20 protein-coding genes, 1 pseudogene and 1 riboswitch are annotated in these 23,679 nt (G+C 65.8%); of the genes and pseudogenes, 4 read left to right on the top strand and 17 right to left on the bottom strand.

What is annotated here, in order from left to right:
* Positions 1 to 3 precede the first annotated feature (3 nt).
* The 3 genes from GUY37_RS17165 to GUY37_RS17155 all read right to left on the bottom strand — a co-directional run bounded on the left by GUY37_RS17165 (position 4) and on the right by GUY37_RS17155 (position 4,286).
* On the bottom strand, positions 4 to 1,173 hold the full coding sequence (locus GUY37_RS17165) for a hypothetical protein (protein ID WP_166828176.1): 1,170 nt from the start codon (positions 1,171 to 1,173) through the stop codon (positions 4 to 6).
* 131 nt (positions 1,174 to 1,304) lie between these two features.
* On the bottom strand, positions 1,305 to 3,563 hold the full coding sequence (betT, locus tag GUY37_RS17160; protein WP_228278235.1) for a choline BCCT transporter BetT: 2,259 nt from the start codon (positions 3,561 to 3,563) through the stop codon (positions 1,305 to 1,307).
* A gap of 198 nt (positions 3,564 to 3,761) precedes the next feature.
* The gene (locus GUY37_RS17155; RefSeq protein ID WP_166828170.1) at positions 3,762 to 4,286 is read right to left on the bottom strand and encodes a hypothetical protein; all 525 of its coding nucleotides are present in this window, start codon (positions 4,284 to 4,286) and stop codon (positions 3,762 to 3,764) included.
* A gap of 96 nt (positions 4,287 to 4,382) precedes the next feature.
* On the opposite strand from GUY37_RS17155, the gene GUY37_RS17150 reads away from it, so the two are divergent.
* Entirely contained in the window at positions 4,383 to 5,054 is a 672-nt protein-coding gene (locus tag GUY37_RS17150) for a metal-dependent transcriptional regulator (protein WP_166828166.1), read from the top strand.
* A gap of 70 nt (positions 5,055 to 5,124) precedes the next feature.
* Here GUY37_RS17150 and GUY37_RS17145 read toward each other — a convergent pair whose 3' ends face one another.
* From GUY37_RS17145 to GUY37_RS17115, 7 genes and pseudogenes are all read right to left on the bottom strand, one after another.
* A complete protein-coding gene (locus GUY37_RS17145; RefSeq protein WP_166828163.1) occupies positions 5,125 to 5,688 on the bottom strand; it encodes a hypothetical protein in 564 nt (187 codons plus the stop codon).
* Positions 5,689 to 5,720: 32 nt separating this feature from the next.
* A riboswitch (SAM riboswitch) is annotated at positions 5,721 to 5,831 on the bottom strand.
* 576 nt (positions 5,832 to 6,407) lie between these two features.
* A pseudogene (gene erm / locus GUY37_RS17140) lies at positions 6,408 to 7,139 on the bottom strand (23S ribosomal RNA methyltransferase Erm); the annotation flags it as partial.
* 529 nt (positions 7,140 to 7,668) lie between these two features.
* On the bottom strand, positions 7,669 to 9,171 hold the full coding sequence (locus tag GUY37_RS17135; RefSeq protein ID WP_166828156.1) for an inorganic phosphate transporter: 1,503 nt from the start codon (positions 9,169 to 9,171) through the stop codon (positions 7,669 to 7,671).
* A 351-nt stretch (positions 9,172 to 9,522) separates the two neighbouring features.
* Entirely contained in the window at positions 9,523 to 10,119 is a 597-nt protein-coding gene (locus tag GUY37_RS17130) for an HdeD family acid-resistance protein (protein WP_166828153.1), read from the bottom strand.
* Positions 10,120 to 10,199: 80 nt separating this feature from the next.
* Entirely contained in the window at positions 10,200 to 11,222 is a 1,023-nt protein-coding gene (locus GUY37_RS17125) for a slipin family protein (protein WP_208094711.1), read from the bottom strand.
* A gap of 197 nt (positions 11,223 to 11,419) precedes the next feature.
* On the bottom strand, positions 11,420 to 12,202 hold the full coding sequence (locus GUY37_RS17120; protein WP_166828150.1) for a glutamate racemase: 783 nt from the start codon (positions 12,200 to 12,202) through the stop codon (positions 11,420 to 11,422).
* A complete protein-coding gene (locus GUY37_RS17115; protein ID WP_166828147.1) occupies positions 12,199 to 12,816 on the bottom strand; it encodes an HAD domain-containing protein in 618 nt (205 codons plus the stop codon). The genes GUY37_RS17120 and GUY37_RS17115 overlap by 4 nt, the downstream gene beginning before the upstream one ends.
* A gap of 131 nt (positions 12,817 to 12,947) precedes the next feature.
* Here GUY37_RS17115 and GUY37_RS17110 point away from each other — a divergent pair, with 131 nt between their 5' ends.
* On the top strand, positions 12,948 to 13,649 hold the full coding sequence (locus GUY37_RS17110; protein WP_166828144.1) for a helix-turn-helix domain-containing protein: 702 nt from the start codon (positions 12,948 to 12,950) through the stop codon (positions 13,647 to 13,649).
* 103 nt (positions 13,650 to 13,752) lie between these two features.
* Here GUY37_RS17110 and GUY37_RS17105 read toward each other — a convergent pair whose 3' ends face one another.
* The 6 genes from GUY37_RS17105 to GUY37_RS17080 form a co-directional block, all read right to left on the bottom strand.
* Positions 13,753 to 14,160, bottom strand: coding sequence for a VOC family protein (locus GUY37_RS17105; RefSeq protein ID WP_166828141.1), 408 nt, complete (start codon positions 14,158 to 14,160; stop codon positions 13,753 to 13,755).
* A gap of 252 nt (positions 14,161 to 14,412) precedes the next feature.
* Positions 14,413 to 14,808 carry an acyl-CoA thioesterase gene (locus GUY37_RS17100; RefSeq protein ID WP_166828138.1) on the bottom strand — a complete coding sequence of 132 codons (396 nt, stop codon included), beginning with the start codon at positions 14,806 to 14,808 and terminating at the stop codon, positions 14,413 to 14,415.
* Positions 14,809 to 14,887: 79 nt separating this feature from the next.
* Positions 14,888 to 15,883 carry an electron transfer flavoprotein subunit alpha/FixB family protein gene (locus GUY37_RS17095; protein WP_166828135.1) on the bottom strand — a complete coding sequence of 332 codons (996 nt, stop codon included), beginning with the start codon at positions 15,881 to 15,883 and terminating at the stop codon, positions 14,888 to 14,890.
* On the bottom strand, positions 15,880 to 16,710 hold the full coding sequence (locus GUY37_RS17090) for an electron transfer flavoprotein subunit beta/FixA family protein (protein WP_166828132.1): 831 nt from the start codon (positions 16,708 to 16,710) through the stop codon (positions 15,880 to 15,882). The genes GUY37_RS17095 and GUY37_RS17090 overlap by 4 nt, the downstream gene beginning before the upstream one ends.
* Before the next feature lies 1 nt (position 16,711).
* Positions 16,712 to 19,225, bottom strand: a complete 2,514-nt coding sequence (locus GUY37_RS17085) for a GcvT family protein (protein WP_166828130.1) — start codon at positions 19,223 to 19,225, stop codon at positions 16,712 to 16,714.
* A 198-nt stretch (positions 19,226 to 19,423) separates the two neighbouring features.
* Positions 19,424 to 20,200, bottom strand: a complete 777-nt coding sequence (locus GUY37_RS17080) for an IclR family transcriptional regulator (protein WP_166828127.1) — start codon at positions 20,198 to 20,200, stop codon at positions 19,424 to 19,426.
* 118 nt (positions 20,201 to 20,318) lie between these two features.
* Here GUY37_RS17080 and GUY37_RS17075 point away from each other — a divergent pair, with 118 nt between their 5' ends.
* Positions 20,319 to 21,068, top strand: a complete 750-nt coding sequence (locus GUY37_RS17075) for an IclR family transcriptional regulator (RefSeq protein ID WP_152345816.1) — start codon at positions 20,319 to 20,321, stop codon at positions 21,066 to 21,068.
* 83 nt (positions 21,069 to 21,151) lie between these two features.
* Here the strand turns inward: GUY37_RS17075 and GUY37_RS17070 are convergent, their stop codons facing one another.
* Positions 21,152 to 22,012 carry a methylenetetrahydrofolate reductase gene (locus GUY37_RS17070; RefSeq protein WP_152345815.1) on the bottom strand — a complete coding sequence of 287 codons (861 nt, stop codon included), beginning with the start codon at positions 22,010 to 22,012 and terminating at the stop codon, positions 21,152 to 21,154.
* Between the two features lie 226 nt (positions 22,013 to 22,238).
* On the opposite strand from GUY37_RS17070, the gene GUY37_RS17065 reads away from it, so the two are divergent.
* A complete protein-coding gene (locus tag GUY37_RS17065; RefSeq protein ID WP_208094710.1) occupies positions 22,239 to 23,459 on the top strand; it encodes a glycine cleavage T C-terminal barrel domain-containing protein in 1,221 nt (406 codons plus the stop codon).
* The last annotated feature ends 220 nt before the right edge of the window (positions 23,460 to 23,679 follow it).

The raw sequence follows: 23,679 nt of genomic DNA, 5'->3' as shown, positions 1-23,679 counted from the left end.
GAGTCACCTCGGCAGACTGCCCGTACGGGCGAGCGAATTGAGTGCATCGGCGAAGCGCTGCGACGCGATCGGATCGCCGCCGTGTGCCGTCATCTCCTGCTGTCCGCGCAGACCGATGGCGGTGACGAGGTCGGTCTCGAACGGTTCGGGTCCCGGCCCGCCGGGTCCTGGGTTGCCGAGTCCTGTTCCGAGTCGTTCGGAGCGCGCGCCGAGGAGCTGGCCGGGCTCGGCCTGCTCGATGACGAAAGTCTGTCCCGGTGCGCGGACGAGGGCCCTGACTACTCGGCGATTCGTGGCGACGAGCATCTCCGGTTCCGGCGCCCCGCTGCCGATGAAGTGGGCGAGCAGCGTCTCCCCGGCACCGAGTATGTCATACGGCGGCTGACCGGTGCCCTGGTGGCGTGATCCGAACCGCTTCCGCCGACGGCGTGCGCGGGCTCCCAGCTGATCTTCCTTCGCTTCGGCCCTGAAACGGGGCATCGCCCAGAGCCGCACACCGGTGAGCCCAGCCAGGGAGGCGAGGAGGGCAGATCCGCACCCGGCCAGTGCTGTGCCGGGCTGCATGTCCGGCAATGCGGCCAGGAAGACGACGACGACTCCTGCGGCAGCGAGGAAGAGCAGTACCAAAGAGACGATGCAGAGCGGCGGATTGTCACGGCGGCCCGCCTCGGCGAGGGTGGAGAGGATGAAACAGAGATTCGTCGCCGCCCAGCAGCCGCAGAAGACGGCCAGTGCCGGAAGCGGCGAATGGCCGTAGTCGCCCCACACCGTTCCGATGGTGCCGGGCACCTCTGCCGCAGCGAACCAGATGAAGATCACCGCCGCCGAGGCCGCCGCCCAGATCGGGCCGACCGAAAAGACCTTGAGCGCCGGCTGGCGGACGAACTCGGTGAATGACCCGGCTTTCCTCGGTGCCGTCGGATCATCGGACTGCCGACCATCCTCGGCAGAGACCAGTGCGGGGTCGTCGTCGAAGAAGATGATCGCGATCGCATGATAGAGACCGAAGAGACCGATGCCCACAGTGCCGGCGCCCGCGGGATCGAAGTCGCCATAGCGATTGGGTCGCGGATCGATGCCTGCGTTCGTCAGGAAGAAGACGACAGTGACGAATCCGGCGAGGGCAATTCCGTAGAGAACTGTCGTGCTCAGCTTTCGGGCTCTCAGCTTCATGAATCGATTCTCTCAGCCGGATCCGCATCGCGCAGAGATATTCTGTTCCAGTTCTGGTTCGACGATGCAGAAGGAGCGGTGACCCGATGGGCCACCGCTCCTTCCGAACTCATGCCTTCACCGAATCGGGTTCAGTGCTTCGGCTCGTCGAGCTCCTCGACTTCGTCGGCGTCCTTGGGCACCGCTGGAATCGTGTCCGTGGTCGGCGGCGTCGGCGGGGTGACGACCGACTGATACGAATGCTCGTGCGAGTAGGCGAGGAACGACAGGTGGTTCTCGTACCGGTCGAGCACGTCGTCGATGATCTGCTGAGCGCTCAGGCCCATGAGGTCGTAGCCTTCCGAGCCGGTCTGGGTGAAGACCTCGATGCGGAAGTACTTGTCGTCACCGCGCGGGGCATTGCGGGCGCCGAACGACGGGACATTCGCCTCGATGGCCGCGGCCTCATAGTGGAAGTCGCGCTGATCGCCCATGTCGACATTGAGCGTGTTCGTCGTGATCTCGCTGTCCTCGTCGAGGGTCTGGATGTGATCGACGGTGTAGCCGAGTTCGCGGAACTCCTTGGCCACGGCCTCCAGGGACGGTCCGACCACCTCGGCGACGAAGCGTTCGACGGACTTCTTCGTCGGGTAGGACCGCAGGGTCGCCAGACGCTGACGCCAGGTCTTCTCCGGAGCACGCCCGCCGTGGGCGGCGGTGGTGCGGCGACGACGGATCCGGCCCTCGCGCTCGGCGCGCTCCATGCGCAGCACCTTCGAGAACGAGGCCATGACGAGGTAGGCGATGATTGTGACCGGCAGGGCGAAGATGAGGGTCGCGTACTCCATCGTCGTCACACCGCCGGCGACGAGCATGGCGATGGTGAGCACCGCAGTGACCAGGGCCCAGAAGATGCGCAGCCACTTCTTTCCGTCCTCCTCCGGGTTGGGAATCGAGGAGGAGAAGTTCGACATCACCATGGCACCGGAGTTCGCACTCGTGAGGTAGAACAGAAGTCCCGACAGGGTTGCCAGGCCGATGAGGAACGTCGATCCCGGGAACATCCCGAGCAGGTCGTACCAGCCCTGTTCCGGGGAGGCGATGGCCGTCTGCGCGAACTCGTCGTTGCCGTTGAAGACCTCGGACAGGGCCGAGTTGCCGAAGATCGTGACGATGATGAAGTCGCAGATGACGGGAGCGGTGATTGCGGCGATGACGAACTCACGCAGGGTGCGTCCGCGGGAGATGCGGGCCAGGAACAGGCCGACGAAGGGACCCCAGGCGAGCCAGAAGGCCCAGAAGAAGAGGGTCCAGCCGCCCATCCATTCGGAGCCGCCGTCGACATAGGCGAAGGTCGACAAGGTGCGTTCGGGAAGGGTGAAGATGAAGCGGCCGATGTTCTCGACCATGGCGTTGAGCAGGAAGGCGGTCTTGCCGGTGACGAGGATGTAGAGCATCATCGCCGCGCACGACCAGAGGTTGAGTTCGGAGACGAGGCGAATGCCCTTGTCCACGCCCGAGGTGCAGGCGGCGACGGTCATGACGACGGCCACGATGACCAGAGCGATCTGCAGGGCCAATCCTGTTTCGAGGCCGAAGAGGGTGGCGAATCCGACGTTGAGCAGGACCACGCCGATGCCCATCGAGGTGGCCACACCGAAGACGGTGCCGACGAGCGCGAAGATGTCGATGACGTCACCGGTGGTGCCGCGCACGCGCTTGCCCAGCAGCGGGTAGAGGACCGCACGGATCGACAGGGGCATGCCCCAGCGGTACGCGAAGTAGCCCATCGCCATGCCCAGCAGCGAGTACATCGACCAGCCGGCGATGCCGTAGTGGAACATCGTCCACACGACCGAGTCCTGGGCGGCAGCCGCTGATTCCGGGGAGGCATTGACGGGGTGGAGGTACTGGGTGATCGGTCCGGTCACCGAGTAGAAGAGCATATCGATGCCCACGCCGGCGGCGAAGAGCATCGCGACCCAAGTGAAGAGGTTGTACTGCGGACGGGAATGGTCCGGGCCGAGCCTGACGCTGCCTTCCTTGGACAGTGCCACCCAGAGGACGAAGCCGATGACGACGGTGACGGTGACGACATAGAACCAGCCGAGGTTCTCTGCGATCCAGTCCACGGCGGTCTTCATCGTCGACTGAGCCGAGTCCGGCATCATCATCGCCCATACGGAGAAGGCGAGGATGATGAGGGAGGCGACGATGAAGACCCGCCAATTGACTCGGGAGCCGCGTTCGTCGGAGAGCTCCTCCGGGCCCTTGCTCATCTCCGTGCTGTCGATCGGAGCGCGCTTCTCGGGGTCGACGTGCCTGCTGATTCTCGTCGCCCGGTCGGTGCCGCCGAATCGTTCTCGTTCGACGACTGGGCGCTTCAACTTCTCTTCGTTCGGATCCTGCACGCATCGACCTCCGGTAGACAAAAAAGGGGACAGGGCCCGAAATCGGGCCCGATCCATTCTACGGGTGGAGGTTTCTCACAAATTCAGCGCCCCCTGTTTTCAGGAAACGGACTAAGCCGCAGGGTTGTCCAGTTCAGGCTCGGGAGCGGGCGTGGTCATGTCCGGGAGCGGGTGTGGTCAGGATCGGCACGGACGTCGTCATGTCCGGGAGCGGGCAGCCACCTCGGTGACGGTGTCGACGAAACGCTGCGCCTCTGCGGGAGTGGTCTCCTCGAGCCGCATCGACGATCCGACGTGCAGTTCGACGGTGACGGTCGCACGTCCACGGAACTCTTCTGCTCGGATTGCGCCGATCTGCCGCGGAGTCGCCTGCGAGAGCTGGGCGACGGAGCCCTGGGCATCGGTGCGCACCCGCATGATCCGCAGGTCGGTGAGGATGAGCAGATCGGTGTCGAACGGCGGCAGACTCTGCAGCCGCTGGTATTCGATCTCACCGGGGCGGAACAGGCCGGTCGCGTCGATCGACTCTGATCGCGTCCGTGGGCTGCTCGGCCTTCGACGGGCTGCTGATGCCGTCCTGCGGGTTCGCCACCAGCGGCGTAACACGCGGAGCGGCGACCCCGCCCCAGCGGGGGGACCGTCGGGGATCTCGGGTCGGGCCGATTCCGATCGATCGGCGTCGTCTGGGGGAACGGGATCGGAGGGGAGGGAATGTGGGGTCATGTCTGTGATTCTGGCAGGGCCGCCTCGGTGCCGGGCCGGATCGCAGGTAATCGTTTCGCAACATCTGTGCCGGTTCGTCCATGGGATACTGAAGGCATGCGTGCAGGTGAAGTCTCCGAGGTCAGCCAGGACTACCTCAAGGCCATCTGGTCGGCCCAGGAATGGGGCGGGGACCCGATGACGGCCACCGAGCTTGCGAACCGGTTCGGGACGACGAAGGCCAACGTCTCCGAGGTGCTCAAACGTCTCGACGAGCTCGACCTCATCACCCGGGTGCCCTACCGCCCGCCGGTGCTCACCGAGCAGGGCAAGGGGATCGCCCTGTCGATGGTGCGCAGGCACCGGCTCATCGAGACCTTCCTCGTCGAGTCGCTCGGCTACGGCTGGGACGAGGTCCACGATGAGGCCGAGATCCTCGAACACGCTGCCTCCGATAGGCTCATCGACCGCATCGACGCGTTCCTCGGCCACCCGACGTCCGACCCGCACGGCGATCCCATTCCGGGTGCCGACGGTGCCGTCGATTCCCATACCCCGACCCTCCTCGCCGAGGCTGCTGCCGGGCCCTATGCGGTGCTGAGGGTCTCCGACGCCGATCCTGTTGTTCTCGGGAAGCTCGCCGAGGCGGGGGTGCTCCCCGATGTCGCGCTCGAGGTCCTCGACCGCACCGATGACGAGGTCACCGTGGACATCGGAGGCACCCGGCAGACGATCGCTGCCGCGCTCGCCGCGGCCGTGTACCTGCGCGCGGCCGCGGCGACAGGCTGATCGACCGGGTCGGTCCGGTTGATCCGACCGGCTCGGGCAGTTGGGTTGGGCCAGGTCGGCGACTCTCGCCTCAGTCGTCGGTGCGCGGCCGCGGGAACTTCGGTTCGGCGCGCAGCAGCGTCAGGGCCGTGGCAGTGCGGGCATCGAATCCCTCGGTGAGGAAGAGCTTCGGCCAATCGCACCAGAGTTCGGATTCATACGGTGTGCCGGGCAGATAGGTCTTGAATGTCGACTGCCGGTGTCCAGGATGGGACCGGAATGCCGTTTTCGAGATCGTGCGCAGGCTCTCGAACAGCGCCTGATAGAGCACCGGGTTGAAGCCGTCTGCGCGGGCAGAGTCGGCGGTGGGCACCCAATCGGGGCCGGCGATCGGAATTCCGCGGGCGATCGCTGAACTCATCTGAGCTTTGATGGCGGCCCGCTTTGGACCGGGGGAGTGATGCAGGAGCACCTTCGACCAGTGCAGCGCCTCCTCGGGCTCGAAACCCGGCCACTGTTCAGCCGCCCTGCGGCGGTTTTCGGCATCGCGGCGATCGGCTGCTTCATTGAATTCGGCTGCACCACGGCCATCGGCTGAACCGTCGGGCGCGGAATCGTCGTGGAAGTCTGAGTTGTCATGGAAGTCTGCGGACATGGCGGACCGTCCTTCTCGGGCGCATCGGCCCGAATCGAAGCTTGCCCGAGCGGTCGGCGCGGGCCCGTTCTTCCCCTGGGGCACCCGGTCGATGACGGGTTGCCGTGTGGCCGGCCAGGTACCGATGGCCACAGCTCGCGAACGTGATTTCAGTGTAGACGGAGGGTCTGACACGACCGGTTGGGAGGTTAGACGAGTTCTATGGTCTCGCCGCGGAGAAGGCTGGACGAGTCCTTCTTCATCGGCGTCGGCGGCCGGTGAAGATGAACTTCCGGAGAAGATGACGGAGCTGCGGTGACTTGATCCGTCAGCACACTGGCCTGTCAGCGCCCCGGCCCGACGGGGAAACGTCGGGCCGAGGCGCTGGAGACTCACCTGCGGGGCAGGTTCCACCTCGGCTGGGGCTGCTGCGGTTTCTGATGCTGATTCATGAAACCGCGTTCGGCCTGCAGATGACCCTTGTCATGGCTCTTCGCCTTCGGATCGGCACCCGGGATGGGGGCCTGCAGCTTCTCGGTCGCCGGTTTGGCGCCGACGATGGGCAGCTCCCCGGTGATCAACGGTGTCTGCGGTGCCGCCTCGGTGATGGGGTTCTTCTTGGGCCCTCTGTCGTTGCGCATGGTCTTTCCCTTCTTCGCAGTCTTCTGTTGCTTCGCGGTCTTCGCGGATTTCTGTCGGTCACCGGTGTTCTTCGGGCTCGGTTCGGCGGCGAGTTCGGTGAACAGTCCGGTCCACTGGTCGGGGGTGAGGTCTTTGGGCAAGGTGTCTCCTCTGATGTCATTGCGGTCCATGGTCGATTGCAGCGTGCGGTGATCGGTGATGCTCATCTTCGTAAGAATTCCTTTCATTCCTCGCCCGCGACCGGTGAAGACCGAACGGACGAACTGTTGATAATCGGATCGAGCACCGGCTGGGATCGATCCGGTGGGACAGCGATCGATGGTGAGGATGCCGCCATCGACGCTGGGTTTCGGGGTGAACGCGTCTGCGGGGACGCGAGTGACGAGGCGGAAGTCGAACCACGGGGCCCACTGGGCGGTCATCATGGTCGACCCGCCGACTCCTGCGCGCTTGCGAGCGACCTCCCATTGGGTGAGCAGGATCGCCTGCTGCCAGCGTCCGGAGCGCAGCAGCTTGCGGAGGATGGGAGTGGTGAGATGGAACGGCAGATTGCCGACGATGACCGGCCGGTCGAGCCGGGTGGTCAGTACGTCGGCGTGGCGGACCTCGGCCCGCGGGTACGTGTCTTCAAGGTGATCCAACCTCGTTTCGTCGAGTTCGACGAGTGTGAGCTCTCGCCCGAGCCGGTAGAGCTCGGCGGTGACTGCCCCGTCGCCCGGGCCGATCTCCATGATCGGTCCGGAGGTGGAGCGAGCCAGGCTCGCAATCGTTGTGATGGTGGTGTGTGAGCGGAGGAAGTTCTGGCCGAGTTCATGCCGGCCGCCGTGCATCGACCGTGAAGTCGAACGCGGATGTGTCGAACGGTTTCCTGGCGATTGGGGTCGCAATGGGATGTGCTCCAGTCAAGAAGATGGAGGCACCCGAGGCAGCGCAATGATGGTGAGTCAGATCGGTCCGTGATGACCTGGTCGACCATTGACGATCGAGGTGGTCACAGGGCCGGAAGGGATTCAGCCGATTGCCGCATCGCCCGGATGCCGAGGGCTCTCCGGGAGGACAACGCGCTTGCAGAGGAGATCAGGGTGACCGTCGTCGGTCAGCCGATCACAGAAGAATTCGTCTGGCGCGCTGTCAGGCGCTGCGGTGACGAATGTAGAAGCAAGGCGCAGTCATTGCGCTGCTGTTCAATGTTCCCATGCCGAACAAGATAGCACAGGAGGCTTTGCCTCCACCAGGGTGCGGACGAAAAACACCCCGCCGACTTCGTGTGGAAATCGGCGGGGCGGGAGATCGGATCCGGTCGAACTGATGTCTCGACTGGGTCCCGGCGAACGGCTGTGGGGCGTTCGTGTCAGTGGGTCATCCCATAATGGTGCGCAGGGTGATGACGCCGATCGAACCGATGGCCGCGGCGGCCGGAAGGGTGATGATCCAAGCCAGCGCGATCGGCTTCATGAGCTTCCAGTTCGCCGAGCGGTTGACCAGGCCGACACCGATGATCGCGCCGATGAGGATGTGCGTCGACGACACCGGAAGACCACTCACCGAGGCGGCCATGACGATTCCCGCGGCAGCGAGCTCCGCTGCGAATCCGGAGGCCGGGTGGATCTCGGTGAGGTTCGTTCCGACGGTCGCGATGACCTTGCGGCCGATGAACCAGAGACCGACGATGAGGGCGATACCGCAGGTGAGCATGGCCGCAAACGGCACGGTCGTCTCGGAGCTGATGCTGTCGGTGCGGAGCACATCGAGGACGGCGGCGAAGGGGCCGACAGCGTTGGCGATGTCATTCGAACCGTGGCTGAACGCGAAGGCTGAGGCGGTGAACACCTGCATCCAGGAGAACAGAATGTACGTGGCACGCGGAACCGTCTGCTTGCGCAGCGTCTTGGCGAAGACGAACACGGCCAGCCACACGGCCGCGCCGATCATCGCCATGATGAGCAGGCCGCCGACGGTGGTCACGCTCATGTCGAGGTTCTTCAGACCCTTGAACAGCAGCATTGCGGTGATGATGACCGCGCCCGCGGAGGCGATGAGGGGGACCCACCGCTGCAGTGCCGAGTGCGTGCCGATCGATCCGTCGCCGGTGGGGGCCTCCTCGGCGGCGGTGTCGATCTGTGCGTCGACGGATCCCTCGGCCGCGGAGACCGGGGCGAGCATGTGGGGCTTCAGCGTGTGCGACAGCGTCTTGCCGAGCACGTACTTCTTGATCAGCCCGTAGATGATGAACGCGGCGAGTCCGCCGAGAGCTGGGGAGAGGACCCAGGAGATCGCGATCTGACCGACCTCCGACCACTGCACCATGGCGAATCCGCCGGTGCCGGTGACGAAGCCGATCGTCAGGGAGGCGCCGATGATGCCGCCGATGATGGCGTGCGTCGTCGACACCGGCCAACCCATCCGAGTCGCCAGGAGCAGCCACACCGCGGCGCCGAGGAGGGCCGCCATCATGATGAACGCGAAGTCCATCGGGTTGATGTCGGCCCCGCTGAGGTCGACGATTCCGCTCTTGACCGTGTCGGTGACGTCTCCGCCGGCGAGGAGCGCGCCGCTGACTTCGAAGATCGCGGCGATGAGCAGTGCCTGCTTCATCGTCAGAGTGCCGGCGCCGACTGAGGTGCCGAAGGCGTTGGCGACGTCGTTGCCGCCGATGTTGAAGGCCATGAAGGCGCCGAAGATGACCGTGGTGATGAGCACCATGCGGGGTGCGTCCCGGCCCACGAAGTCGAAGGACCACAGGGTGAAGGCGATGAGGGTGATCGCCAGCAGGCCGCCGAAGGCCAGATGCCAGAGACGGTCGTTGCTGCGGCCGACGGCAGGCGGCGGAGTGTGGCGCTCCGGTGCCAGAACCTGGGTCATTCGTACTCCTAGCGAGATTCAGTCGATGAGGCGGTGTCTGCCTCCATGATTCGCAGGCCGAATGACCGCCAGGTTACGAGGAAAGTGAATGGACGGTTAACTCGCATGCCGGCATCCGCGAAATGCTCATGCACAATCGGTGCTTTTCGCCGTCCGTTCACGCAATGTTCCAGGTCAGGTGCTAAATGAGCGGGTCCTCGCGGGAGGAGCGGGTGGAGGTTGCATGCGCGAAAAGTCATGTTGTGACAATGACCACTTCGGCCCGAAACGGGTGCACGAACGAGCCCGGATCCGCGCTTCTGCGGATCCGGGCTCAGTCGAAGCCGGAGGAGCTCGCCGAGGCGGCCCGATTCAGTCGATGATCTCGCCGCGGATGACGTCGCCGCCACCGTCGTCGGGACGGTTCCGGTGCGGATCGGACTTCATCTGCCGATCGACTCTGCGCAGGCGACGGCCGAGCGCGATGAGGGCGATTCCGACGAGGATGATGAATCCGGCGAGAGTGAAGATCAGCGCGGTCACCCCGGCGCCCGGGGCGAAGAGGAAGAAAGCGCCGAGGATGATGCCGAGGACACCGATGACGGTGAGCACCCACCAGGACCTGACACCCATCCGGCGGATGAAGAGGGACACGGTGAGTGCGAGGAAGCTGAAGAAGATGATCGCGAAACCGGTGAGGACCGTGACCATGGATGCGAACAGCATCGGGGTGAGGAAGATGAGCACACCGAGGAGGATGAGCAGCACCGCGCGTGTGACCAAACTGCCGGTGCGGCCTCCCCGCGGCGCGAACACGAGGGAGGAGATGGCGATGACGGCGAGCCAGCAGGCGAAGATCCGCACAACCACCTCGGCGGAGGTGCCGGGCCAGACCATCATCAGCGCACCCATCACGAGGGCGATGACGCCGTTGACGATGACTGTTCTTCCAGTGCGCTTGAGGTCCATGCGCTCAGCCTAGTCCTCTGGATTGGACAGACGCTGAAGACTGCGAGACGGGGTCGGTGAATGAGCGGGGCGCTTGCGCTTCAGGCGTGCCCGAGGTGCTCCTCCTGTTCGGCTGAGTCGGATTGTGCGGCCGAATCCGACGTGGTCCGCTCCTCCTCCGGCATGTCCGAGGTGACACGCTCCTGCTCGGGCATCAGCCCGGTGAGCTTGAGCGATTCGGACATCGCCTGGACGATGGCATCGAGGTCGGCCGGGGCGCTCGATGTCGCGCCCGCGGCGGACCGGTCGGCCGCCTCGGTGGGGGTGTCCGTCGTGGGCTCGGCCTTCGCCTCGGCGGTGGGAGGAGCGGCGGGGGTGTTGTTCTCGAGGAAGCGCAGCAGCTCGACGGGGAAGGGCAGGACGAGGGTCGAGTTCCTCTCGGCGGCGACTTCGACGATGGTCTGCAGCAGGCGCAGCTGCAGGGCGGACGGGGTGTGGGCCATGGCCTCGGAGGCTTGGGCGAGCTTGTTCGACGCCTGCAGCTCACCATCGGCGATGATGACGCGGGAGCGGCGTTCGCGTTCGGCTTCGGCCTGGCGCGACATGGACCGCTTCATCGTCTCCGGCAGGGCCACGTCCTTGATCTCGACGCGGTCGATGTGGATGCCCCAGTCGACGGCGGGGCTGTCGATCATGATCGCCAGCCCCTGATTGAGGCGTTCGCGGTTGGTGAGCAGATCGTCGAGTTCGCTCTGGCCGATGATCGACCGCAGGGAGGTCTGGGCGACCTGGCCGACGGCGAGCTGGTAGTCCTCGACATCGACGACGGCCTTGCGCGGGTCGACGACCTTGAAATAGATGACCGCGTCGACGCGGACGGTGACGTTGTCGCGGGTGATGCCCTCCTGAGCGGGAATCGGCATCGTCACGATCTGGAGGTTGACCTTCTCGAGCTTGTCGACGAAGGGGACGATCGCTGTCATCCCCGGGGCCTTGGGCTCGGCGTTGACTCTGCCGAGGCGGAAGACCACCCCGCGCTCATACTGTTTGACGATCTTCAGGCTGTTTCCCAGCGTGATGGCTCCGAGCGCGACGAGTGCGGCGAGGATACTGAGTGCCAACATGCCGAATCGCCTCCTTTGACGATTGACTGTCCGCTCTATTCTACTCTTTCGGGGTGCGGAAAGCCCGGGGTTCAGAGGGAACGCTGAGGCGGCTGTCCGCTCACTCCCCGCGTGCGGATGCTCTTCTCGGCGGCCGCTCACGCCTCCAGGGCGACGCTCACGTCTCCCAGCCGTCGCTCACGGCTCCATGGGGCCGCTCAGGCTTCCCGCGTCAGCAGTCGCTTGCCCGCCGGGTAGGCGGCCAGTGATTCCGGCAGGCTGACGCGTCTGCCGGAGGCGAAGGCCGCCAGCACCTGTCCGGTGCCCGGTTGGGCATCGCCGACTCCGGCGGGTTCGAGGCCGATGCGGCGCAGCGTCTGCTTGGCTACCGGCATGGGAGAGTCGAAGACGGTGAGGGCACCGGCACGGGCGGCCATGATGCGGTCGGCGACGAGTCCGTAGTGGGTGCAGCCGAGCACCACGGTCTCCATTCCGGGCCCCATCTGGGTGAAGGCATCCTCGATGGCGGTATCGATCTTGTCCAGATCGGCCACGTTGATGGCCTCGGCCAGCCCCGGACAGGCGACCTTGGCCACGTGCAGGTCGGCGGCGAAGGAGTCGATGAGGTTCTGCTGATAGTCGCTGCCCGTGGTCGCCGGGGTCGCCCAGATCGCGAAGTCCTGGCCGGTGCCGGCGGCCATCTTCACCGCCGGAACGGTGCCGATGACGGGAATGGCGGGTTCGTAGCGGGCGCGCACGGCTTCGAGTGCCTGCACCGAGGCGGTGTTGCAGGCGACGACGATGGCGTCGGGGTCCCATTCGGCGAGCACACCGGCAGAATGCAGGGCCCGCTGTTGGAGGGTGTCGGTGCTCAGACTGCCGTACGGTGTGTAGTCCGGATCCATCGCGAGGACGAGGTCCGCGTCGGGGGCGAGATTGAACAGCGCGTCGGCGGTGCCGAGGAGTCCGAGTCCGGAATCGAGCAGGCCGATGCGCGTCATGAAGTCCCCTTCGGGTCGGATGCTGTCGGATCGCCGGTCGTCGGATCGCCGGTCTTCGGGTAGGCGAACTCCCGGATCTCCTTGAGATGCGCCTTCGTCAGACCGTGGGCGAAGTCCGGGGCGATGAGTTTGAGGCGGTTGGGCGAGTAGTGTTCGAGGAAGTATTCGCGGGTGGCCGGCCAGGCCAGGTCGTCGTCGATCCAGATCGCACGCCCGTGTTCGTGCGTGGCCAGCCAGTCCTCCATGGCCCGGGCCTTCCACCACTGCTGCGGATCGTGGGCGAAGCGATTGTGCGTCTGGTCAGGCATTTCGATGACGTCGAAGGAGTTGCGCAGACCGAACTTCGGTTCGAGCTCGGATTTGCATCGCTGAGACCAGGTCGACAGCCACACGACGTCGACCTCATGGGTCTCGACGATGCGGTCGAAGAATTCGACGACGGAAGGCCGGTAGTGGAGTTCGTAGTGCCACGCATGCAGCTTCTTCCGCCCCTCGGCCATGCCGCGGAGCCGGGGCACCGGGTAGGAGTTGAGGACGCCATCGACATCGAGGAAGACCGTGACATGGCGAGCCTGCCTGCGCGCCGACTTCGGCGCCGAGGGTGCTGCAGCCATCATTCCTTCCCGTGAGCTCAGGCATTCGGCCCGACCGGGCCGTCCACGCGTTATTCTGAGGGCAGATCGCGCCGCCCGCACCAGATGAACACAGACGAGTTTACCGCCGAGAGCGACAAGAGGCCGAGCCCATGTATCGACAGACCCGCATCCCCCGCCTGCGGGCGAGCCTGTGGGTCTCGGCTCCCGTTGAGTCAGATTCCCTCGCCGAGGCGGGGCCCGGGGCCTCGCTCATCGTCCCCGACGGGTGCATGGACCTCATCGTCATCGCCGGGCAGATCGTCATCGCCGGCGCCGATTCCATGGCCCGGCCGTTTCACGGTTCGGCCGTACCGACCGTGGGCCTGCGTTTCGACTCGGGCGTGCTGCCGCAGCTTCTGACCACCTCGGCGGATGAGCTGGCCGACCGGGTCACGCCCCTCGACGCGGTGATCGGCGGTCGTCATTCGGTGGCACCGGATGACGGTGAGGAAGGGGCTGCCTCGGTGACGGGATCTGTGCGGGCCCTGCTCGACATGGCCTGTGGCCTGTCGGACCGGGCGCTGCTGGATCCGCGGCCGATGGCGCTGGCCGAACGCTTGGATGTGCGCTCGGGGTCGGCGGCGCAGACCGTCACCGAGACGGCTGACCAGTTCGCGTACTCACCGCGGCAGCTGCGTCGGCTGAGTGCCGAATGGTTCGGCTACGGGCCCAAGCACTTGGCGAAGATCCTGCGTTGGCAGGCCGCGCGAGACCTCATCGAGGCGGGGCGGTCGCGCACCGAGGCCGCGGCCGAGGTCGGGTATGCCGATGCCGCTCACCTGCGCCGGGACGAGCGCTCACTCATCGGATGATGGCGCTCTCGGCGTTCGTTCCGTAAGTTCGCCCCCGCCTAGAACTACCCGACGGCGGCCCAGCAACCCGGCGCGAGGTTGCTGAGCCGCCGTCGGGTAGCAATTAGGAGTTGAGGGGGGCGAAGAGGTCGACCGTGTTGCCGTCGGGGTCGGAGACCACGGCGTAGCGCTGTCCCCAGAACGCGTCCCAGGGTTCGTGGACGATTTTAGCCACAGGATCGCTTCCCCCGTCGCCGGGCCCGGTGAGCTGGGCGAATGCCTGGTCGACCGTCTCGGCGGCAGTGCAGTCGAAGGCCAGAGACATCGTGTTTCCGCCCGTCGGTCGGGTCCATTCGGGGTCGATGCCGAGAACGACCGCCTCGGTGTCGAGGAGGATGCGCAGGGCGCCGGAGGTGAACTCCGTGTGCGGGGCATCCGGGCCGCCGTCGACGAGCTCGAGGCCGAGCGCGGAGTAGAAGGTGATGGCGGCGGGCATGTCTGAGGTGATGATGGAGATCGCGTCGAGTTTCATGGCTTCAGACTATGCGGACGGGCGGGGTGTCGGCTTGAACGAATCGGCCATGACCTTGCGACCCTCTGGACGTTCTCGCTGCCCTTGGGCTGTCGAAACGGTCACACTAGGTGGGCAGAATGGTCACGCCCACCGCGGGTTTTCGTGACTGTTTCTCCCACTTAAGCGTGCGGACTGCGCTTGGGCAACCGGTCGCCGGGCGTGCAGGCTCAAATGGCCGGCCATCCTTGTGCGGACCGACGGGTTCGCGCCTCAGCCCTGCAGGTAGGGTTCGAAGACTGCGCGCAGCTCGGGTGTCAGCGGGGTCGGCTCGGCGGTCTCGCGGTCGATGTGGACGAGGACGCAGTCGTGGTCGAAGACCTGACGTCCGTCCTGGTCACCGCGGGTGTTGACGGTGAACGAGGAGTTGCCGAGCTTCTTCACCGTCACGGTCATCGTCAGTTCGGGGCCGTACATGACGGGGAGAAGATAGTCGATGGCCTGGCGGGCGACGAGCAGCCCGCCGCCGGTGATGTGTCCGGCCCGGATCTCATGCATCCAGCGGACGCGGCACTCCTCGATGAGGGTGATCATCCGTGCGTTGTTGACGTGGCCGAGCAGATCCTGATCCGACCAGCGCACCTCGGGTGAGAGTTCGAATGTGGCCATAACTGCCTCCTGGAGCTGATTGGGAACAACGTCTGAACGATCGTTCCATAGTTAATCAGTTTGCGGGCGGCCACGGAAATCACTGCTTCCGGCGGACGATCTCCTCGTTGACGGCTCCGACCACCTCATGGAGGTCGCCGATGATCGCATAGTCGGCACGCTGGACCATCGTGGACTCCTCGTCGGAGTTGATCGCCACGAGCGTCTTCGCGCCCTCGATTCCGGCCATGTGCTGGATCGCTCCGGAGATGCCGCAGGCGATGTAGACGTCGGGGGAGATGCGGCTGCCGGTCTGGCCGACCTGCTCGGCGTGCGGGCGCCAACCCAGTCCCGTGACCACACGGGAGACGCCCAGGGCTCCGCCGAGGTGGTCGACGAGTTCGAGGACCTCGGAGAAGCCGTTTTCCGAACCGACCCCGCGGCCGGCGCCGACCACGGCCCTGGCCGAGGTCAGTCCGGACGCATCATCGGCGGCCTCTGCCTCGGTGCGCTGCACACGGGTGGCCAGGTCCGCCTCGGCGACGTCGAGCTCGTAGTCATAGACCTCCGGGGTCACCGGGGTCGTCTCCTCCGGATTGCAGGCGTGGCCGGCGATCGTGAGCACGTGCAGCTCACCATCGAGGCGGAGACGTTCGAAGGCGGTGCCGCCGTGGACCTGTCGCAGCAGACCCTCCTCGTCGGCGCCGATGACGTTGGCGGCCATGCGCTGACCGGTGCGGACGGCGACGTGGGCCATGAGCTCCATGCCGCGCGGAGTGCCCGAGGCCAGCAGAGTGCCGGACTCCGGGGTGATGTCGACGATCGCCTGCGCCCAAGCCGCAGCGGAGTACTCCGCGAGATCCGGATGCTCGAGATGGTGGATGACACTCACCCCGAGCCGCCCCAGCTCTGCGACGGCAGAATCGCTGAGTTGCCCGATCACCACCCCCTCAGGACTACCTGACGGCGGCGCAGCAACCTCGCGCGAGGTATCTGGACCGCCGTCGGGTAGTAATTGGCGGGCGAAGGTGATGGCTTCGGCGGAGGTGAGAGTCACCTCGCCGGCGGGGTCCGTTTCGACGTAGACGACGGTCATGGCCTCATCACTCCGATCTCTTCGAGCACATCGACCAGGGCGGGAGCCGCCTCCGGGCCCTCACCGAGGATGGTCACCGAACTGGCCTTCACTTCGGGCAGTTCGAGGCGGATTCGCGGATTGCCCGTCCCTGGTTCGGGAGCGTCGTACTCGACGATCGTCGCCTTCTTCGCCTTCATCCGCCCCGTGATGGATGGATAGCGCGGATCGACCCCGCCCTCGTGGACGGCGATGACTGCGGGCAGGTCGAGTGCGAAGATCTCGGTGCCGGCCGGCCCGATCCCGCGGGCTTCGATGCGTCCGGAGCTGCGCTCGCCGCCTCCCGGAGCCGGACCCGAGCCGCCCGTGCCGCTGTCACCGTCGGCGGCACTGATCGTCTGAATGTTCGTGAGGGCGGGGTACCCGAGGTCGTATGCCAGCCGGATCCCGACCTGGAAATCACCGGTGTCGGCAGCATCATCACCGGTGAGGACGAGATCGAAGGTCTGTCCCGCCTCGGCGCGATCGCGGACGACGTCACCGATGACCTGCGCAATGTCCTCGGGAGCGAACACGGACGGGTCGGCAGCCTCGACGAGGATTCCGTCGTTCGCGCCCACGGCCACGGCCGCTCTCAGCTGTTCGACCGCCTCGGTGGGACCGACCGTGAGCACCGTGACCGTCCCAGCGGTCGCGGCGGCGGTCTGGATCGCGAGCTCGACCGCGCACTCCTCATGTGAGGACATGGTGTGGCCGAGCCCGGATTCGTCGATCCCGGTCCCGGTGTCGTCGAGGACGACGGAACCGGCGATATCGGGGACGCGTTTGATGCAGACGAGGATATTCATCTCATCTCCTGATGCACTCGTTGTCGGGATCGAACAGTGGTGTCGAATCGATCGACGCCACCGTGACGGAAAAGAACTCCTCCATGTACACGACCTGCAATCGATTGCCGAGCACAGCCTCGGCGGGTGGGAGGAACGCCATGAGCACATGCTTGCCGAGGCTCGGAGCCGACCCCGCCGAGGTGACATAAGCATGGCGCCCGCGCCCGTCGGTCAGCGGTTCACCGTTCGCAGCCACGATGGGTTCCCCGCCGAGCATGTACCGTGCCTCACCGCTGGAACTCGTGTGGTCATCGACCGTGAGCGAGCACAGCACCGTCTTCGGCTCTTCCTCCCGGTGGCGCAGGTGAGCGGCCTTGCCGATGAAGTCCTGGGCCTTCACCTTCGGTCGGCTCATGCCGGTCTCGACGACGCTGCGTTCGGAATCGAGCTCCGCTCCGAAGGCCCGGTAGCCCTTTTCGATCCGCCCTGTGGTGCTGTAGACGCCGAGGCCGACGGGGATCAGGCCGTGCTCCTGCCCGGCCTCGTAGAGCGCATCCCAGAGTCGCAGCCCGGATTCCATCGGCACGTAGAGCTCCCATCCGAGGTCGCCGACATAGGAGATCCGAGAGGCGAGAACCTCGAGCGAACCGATTTCGATCGTGCGGGCTGTGCCGAACTTGAACCCCTCATGGGAGACATCGGCACTGGTGAGACCGCCGAGGATGTCGCGGGCTCGCGGTCCCCACAGACCGATCGTCGTCCACGAGCTCGTGAGGTCGGCGATCTGCGCGCCCGTATCGGGCAGTCGGTCGGCGAACCATTTGACGTCGACCATGCCGTGGGCGGCGCCCGTGACGACACGGAACCTATCGTGGGCCAGACGCATGATCGTCAGGTCCGAACGGAACCCTCCGCCCTCATCGAGGATCGGAGTGTAGACGACGCGACCGACGGCCACATCCATCTGCGCCAGGGCGATACGCTGGACCGCGTCGAGGGCGGCGGGCCCGAAGACGTCGAAGATGACGAAGCTGGAGAGATCGACGAGTCCGGCGCGCTGTCGCATGGCGAGGTGTTCGGCGTTGATGATCGGGGACCACCAGCGGGAGTCCCATTCGGCGCTGCGGTCCATGACGGCGTCACCGAACTCCTCGAGCAGACCGGCATTCGACTCAAACCACTGCGGGCGCTCCCACCCGCCGGCTTCGAAGAACACGGCCCCGAGCTCGGACTCACGCTGCCACATCGGTGAGCGGCGGACGTTGCGATCGGAGTTCCACTGCTCGGCCGGGTGGACGATGCCGTAGGTCTTGTTGAAAGCTTCTGAGGTGCGCGCCTTGACGTGGGTGCGGGTGCGCTGATGGGAGTGGAAGCGGGCGATGTCCGCGCCCTGGACGTCGATCTCGGGCAGCCCGTTCGTCATCCATTCGGCCACGGCACGACCGACTCCCGGCCCTTCCTTCACCCATACTGCCGCCGCCGACCACAGGCCCGTGACCTGCGGTGATTCGCCGAGGATGGGCGGGCCGTCCGGGGTCAGCGAGAGCAGGCCGTTGATGGCGTAGCGGATCTCGACGTCCGGGTTCGACAGCACTTCGGGCATGAGTTCGACGGCCTGTTCGAGCTGCGGGTCGAAGTCCTCGTCCGTGAACGGCATCTCCGTGGGGGAGAGCTTCGCGGCCTCGATCGAGGGGATCTCATCCGGGTCGTGGAGGATCGGCCGGTGCGCATAGGAGCCGATCTCCATGTCCGATCCGTGCTGACGTTCGTAGCAGAAGGTGTCCATATCGCGCACGATCGGGAACGAGATCTCACCGGGCCGTTCGGCCAGCTGCGGGACGGGCCCGACGCTGATCATCTGGTGCACGGCCGGGGTCAGGGGGATCGCGGCACCGGCCATGGCGGCGATGCGCGGGGACCAGACTCCGCAGGCGATGAGGATCCGGTTCGTCGCGATCTCACCTTTCGTCGTGTGCACGCGCACGACCTGCCCGCGATCGACGTCGATGCCGGTCACCTCGGTGTTGGGGGAGACCATGAGCGCACCCTTCGCCTCGGCGGATTCGCGCATCATCGTGCCCGCCCGCACCGAATCGACGACTCCGACGGTCGGGGTCCAGAGCGCGCCGAGGATGACCTCGGGATCGAGGAACGGCACCTTCTCTGCGACCTCGGCGGGGGTGACGAGTGAGGAGTCGATGCCCCACGCGCGCGCCGAGGCCATTCGCCGTCGCAGCTCTTCCATACGTTCTTCGGTGCGGGCGACCTCGTAGCCGCCGGATTCGGTGAAGACGCCGAGTTCTTTGTACTGGCGCATGCTGTCGAAGGTGAGGTCGGTGATCTCACGCGAGTGGTCGACGGGGAAGATGAAGTTCGAGGCATGCCCGGTCGAGCCGCCCGGATTCGGCAGCGGACCCTTGTCGACCTGGACGATGTCGGTCCAGCCGAGCTCGGCGAGGTGATGGACGAGGCTGTTGCCGACGATGCCGGCTCCGACAACGACGACGCTGGCCTGGGCGGGGACGGAAGCCATGAGCGGCTCCTCTCTGAAGGCATCATCGCCTTCACCGGCATTGTTGCGAATTAAGCAACGTTGCGCGCTATGTGGAACTGCGTACGATGATCGTCCTCCGCCGAGGCGGGTGTGTCAAGAGGTTCTTCCGCGCCGTACCCGCGGGGTCAGCGGTCGCGCCGGCCGAGCTGGCTCAGCGCTCGGGGAAATCGACGCTGTTCAGTGTTCGCGCCAACCGAGGCGGGCGGAGATGTCGGCGGCCGCCTGAATGAGCAGGCCCCTCGCCGAGGCGACCTTGTCCGCGGTGAAGCGGAAGCTCGGTCCCGAGGCCGAGATCGAGGCGATGACGTCTCCGTGGGCGTTGAGCACGGGAGCGGACACAGCGGTGAGCCCGACCTCGAGCTCATCGATGACGAGCGAGAATCCGGTGGCGGCCACCTCGGCGATCTGGGTCAGCAGCTGCGGAATCGAGGTCACGGTGTGCGGGGTGTATCGGGGCAGCTTCGTGCCCAGAGTCTCACGGATGCTCGCCTCACTCAGGCCGGAGAGCAGGACCTTGCCGTTGGAGGTCGCATGCAGCGGGATGCGCTGACCGACCCAGTTGTGGCTCTGCACCGAGGCGGTCGACGCCGCCTGGTCGAGGTAGAGGGCGGCGCCGTCGGAGAGGACGGCGACGTTGATGGTCTCACCAGTCGCCTCGGCGAGCATCTTGGCGATCGGTCGGGCCTCCTGGACGATGTCGAGACGTGCCGTGGTCGCTCCGGCCAGGCGGAGGATGGCCAGGCCGAGCCGGTACCTGCCGCGATGCTGGTCCTGTTCGACGAGGCCGCGAGCTTCGAGAGTGGAGACGATGCGCGAAGCCGTCGATTTGTGCACCCCGAGCTCACCGGCGATCTCGGTGATCCCGGCCAGCCCCGTGCGGGCGATGATCTCAAGGATCGTCACAGCCCGATCCACGGATTGGACGCCGCCCGAGCCCGCTTCGCTGTTGCTCATTTCGAAACTGTAACTCACGACGCGCAACCCGACCAGAGGCTGAGGGCGTGGGGTAGGGTGAGTGCGGTCGGTGGACCTCGATTCCGCCGGCCCCCTTTCCCCGACGGAGCTGAGCACGATGAGCAATGGGACCCAGTCGATCGACCGGGCGGCAGAGATACTGTCGTTGGTCGTCAGATCCGACGCCCCGATCTCCTACACCGAGGTGGTCGAAGAGACTGCCTTGGCTCGGTCGACGGTCTCGCGCCTGCTCTCCGCTCTCGAGCGCAACGGTCTGGTCGAACGCGACGGCGACGGCCTCTACCGCGGCGGATCGCTGTTCGCGACCTATGCCTCCCGCTTCGACCGAGTGGAGAATCTCGTCTCCGCGGCCGACCCGACCCTGCAGCGTCTGAGCGAGGAGACCGGCGAGACGGTCAACCTCGCCATGCCGGGGCCCAAGGGCGTCGTGCAGGTCGCTCAGGTCGACTCGACCTTCGTCCTCGGCGCCACGAACTGGGCCGATGTCGAGGTTCCGCCGCACTGCTCGGCTCTCGGCAAAGTCATGTTCGCCTATGACGTCATCCCGTTGCCGACCGGTCGGCTCGAGCGTCGCACCGAGAAGACCTTGGGCTCACGCAGGGAACTCACCGACGACCTCGCCACGGTGCGCGAACGCGGATACGCCATCGTGCACGAAGAGTTCGAGATCGGCCTCGACGCTCTGGCCGCACCGGTGTTCGGCATCGACGGTGACGTCGTCGCGGCCGTGGGAATCTCCGGACCGACGATGCGGATCGCCGAACACCATGACCGCCTCGGTGCGCTGCTGGTCGATGAAGCGGGCCTGCTCTCGCGCACCCTCAAACGCAAGGTCACCCACCGGTAAGCGAGCCGAAAATAGGTCACTAACGGATACTTCCCGGCGTTGAAAATATCCGATTGCGACCTATTTTTGAGTGCGGTGGCTGCTCACCACGCTGTCGAGACCTCTTCGGCGCCGCCGAGCGCTGCGAGCTGTCTGCGGCGCCACACCTCGGTGTCCTTGATCTGGTTGAACGTATAGATGTGCAGACCGGCGACGCCCATGCTCGGATCATCGAGGACCGGGCCGATCTTGTCGAGGAACTTCCGCGGGTTGTAGCCGCCGGGCTTGGCCATCCGCGTGAACGTCGTTGTGTTCTTGCGCAGGAACCGCGTGGACTCGCCCACCCCGATCTTCGTCGCCACTCGGGCGAGCTTCGTCAGCTCCACCTTGCCTGCGATGCCGAGGACGAGCGGGAGTTCGACGCCGCGTGCGCGCACCCTGGGCACCCAAGACGCGATGACGGAGGGATCGAAACACAGGTTCGAGACCAGGTGTGTGGCGTAGTCGCGTTTGTCCCACATGGACTGGATCGTCACGTCGTCGGGGATGAGCGGGTGCGATTCCGGGTAGGCGCTGACGCCGATGTGTCGGAACGGTGCGGCCATGCTCGAGAGATCGACGAGGAGGTCGTGCGCACCCACATAACCGCCGGCAGGGGGAGTGGCGTCGCCGGCGGGGACGAAGATCCGGTCCACGGCCGCCTCGGCGAGGCGATCGACGATCTCCGTGAGCTCGGGTCTGCCGTGGATCATCCGTGCCGCGAGATGGGGCACGGCGCGGAAGCCCAAGGCTTGGAGCTGCTCGGCCGTGGACAGGGTCGCCTCCAGGGTCAGCCCCGTCGACGCGGTCACCGTGATCTCGCGGCCGGGCGCCACGTACTCCTCGATGCGTTCGACGATTCCGGCCGTGGGCAGAACCTCGTAGCGGGCGGTGGTCAGGAGCGTGCGCAGCGTTGCCTGTGACATCCTCGTCTCCCTTGTGGGGTCGATTCATGAAACTCGGAGTTCGAGTCCCTTGCGTCCTGGTGTGTCCGATCCTACACTCATTATACCCATGATATGGGAATCAAGTTCCATAATATAAAACTGTGCGAGCAGGGGGAACACCATGGACAACAATGTCCCGTCAGTGGATCAAAGCGACAGAGAAGTCCCGATCAACCTTCGTCAATCCGGCCCTACCCCGGTGGAAATGCTCATCGACACGCGTGTCCGCAAGTCGCCCTATTGGGAGCTGTCCATGCAGCAGGGGTGCTGGCGGGCGTCGATCTACAACCGCATGTATCACCCGCGCGGCTACATTCCCCGCGACGAGGGCGGGATGATGGCCGAGTACCAGCCCCTCGTCAACGACGTCACCCTCTGGAACGTCGCCGTCGAGCGGCAGATCCAGGTCAAGGGGCCCGACGCCGAGGCATTCGTCAACTTCGTCATCACCCGTGACGCGACGAAGATCCCGGTCATGCGTGCCCGCTACGTCATCCTGTGCAACGAGGCGGGCGGCATCCTCAACGATCCGATCCTGCTGCGGGTCGGCATCGACGAGTTCTGGTTCAGCCTCTCCGACACCGACCTCATGCTCTGGCTGCAGGGAGTCAATGTCGGCGGCAGGTTCGACGTCACGATCGGCGAGATCGATGTCGCTCCCGTGCAGGTCCAGGGGCCGAAGTCCGTCGACGTCATCGCCGACCTCGTCGGAGAGGAGGGACGCACACTGCCGAGCTTCGGACTCATGGAGGCCCAGGTCGGCGGTCGCGATGTCATCATCTCCCAGACCGGATTCACCGGTGAGAAGGGCTACGAGATCTATCTCAAGGATGCGACGAAGTACGCCGAGGACATGTGGAACGCCGTCCTGGCCGCCGGCGAGCCGTACAACCTCAAGGTCGTCGCCCCCAGCCATCACCGCAGGATCGCCGCCGGCATCCTCTCGTGGGGCCAGGACATGGACTTCGAGACACTCCCGTTCCAGGTCAACCTGTCCTACCAGGTGCCGCGGAAGAAGGAGGCCGACTATATCGGCAAGGCCAGGCTCGAAGAGGTGCGCGGGCTGATCGAAGCCGGAACCCCGCCGTATCGCACGCAGCTGGTGGGTCTGCTGGTCGGCGGCAGACCGATCACGGACTACGCCCCGGATTTCTGGCTCGTCTCCGCCGCTCCTGATGGCGAGGCGGTCGGATACGTGACCTCGCCGTGGTATTCGCCGGAACTCGAAGCGAATATCGCCATGGCGCACGTGCCGGTGTCGGCAACTGAGATCGGCACCGAATACTGGGTGCACCTGCCTGAGCCGTTCGCAGATACCCCCGGAGTCCCGGTCCGCGCCGAGGTGGTCGAGATGCCGTTCCGCCCGAGTGTGAACCCCAACCAGCGTGAGCGTCTGAAGATGCGCGGCCTCGACGCCGCCGTCTGAGACCGCTCCCGCCCCGAGACCGAGCGCGGTCGCCGTTGCTTCGAGCCGGCGGCCGCGTTCGCATGCCCGGCACGCTGGGAAGTCCGGCCGCTTGTAGGCGCGGCCGCTTGGATGCCCGGTCGCAATTGTCTCCGCAGAGCGTCGGCACCACGCACCGACAGCGCCAAATCCTCCCGTCGGGAACGCAGGTATCCCCCACCCCGAGCGGCTTCTCCTACAG

The organism is Brevibacterium limosum (genome assembly GCF_011617705.1).
In the GTDB taxonomy this organism is placed as follows: domain Bacteria; phylum Actinomycetota; class Actinomycetes; order Actinomycetales; family Brevibacteriaceae; genus Brevibacterium; species Brevibacterium limosum.
This window is presented reverse-complemented; position numbering and strand designations above follow the sequence as displayed.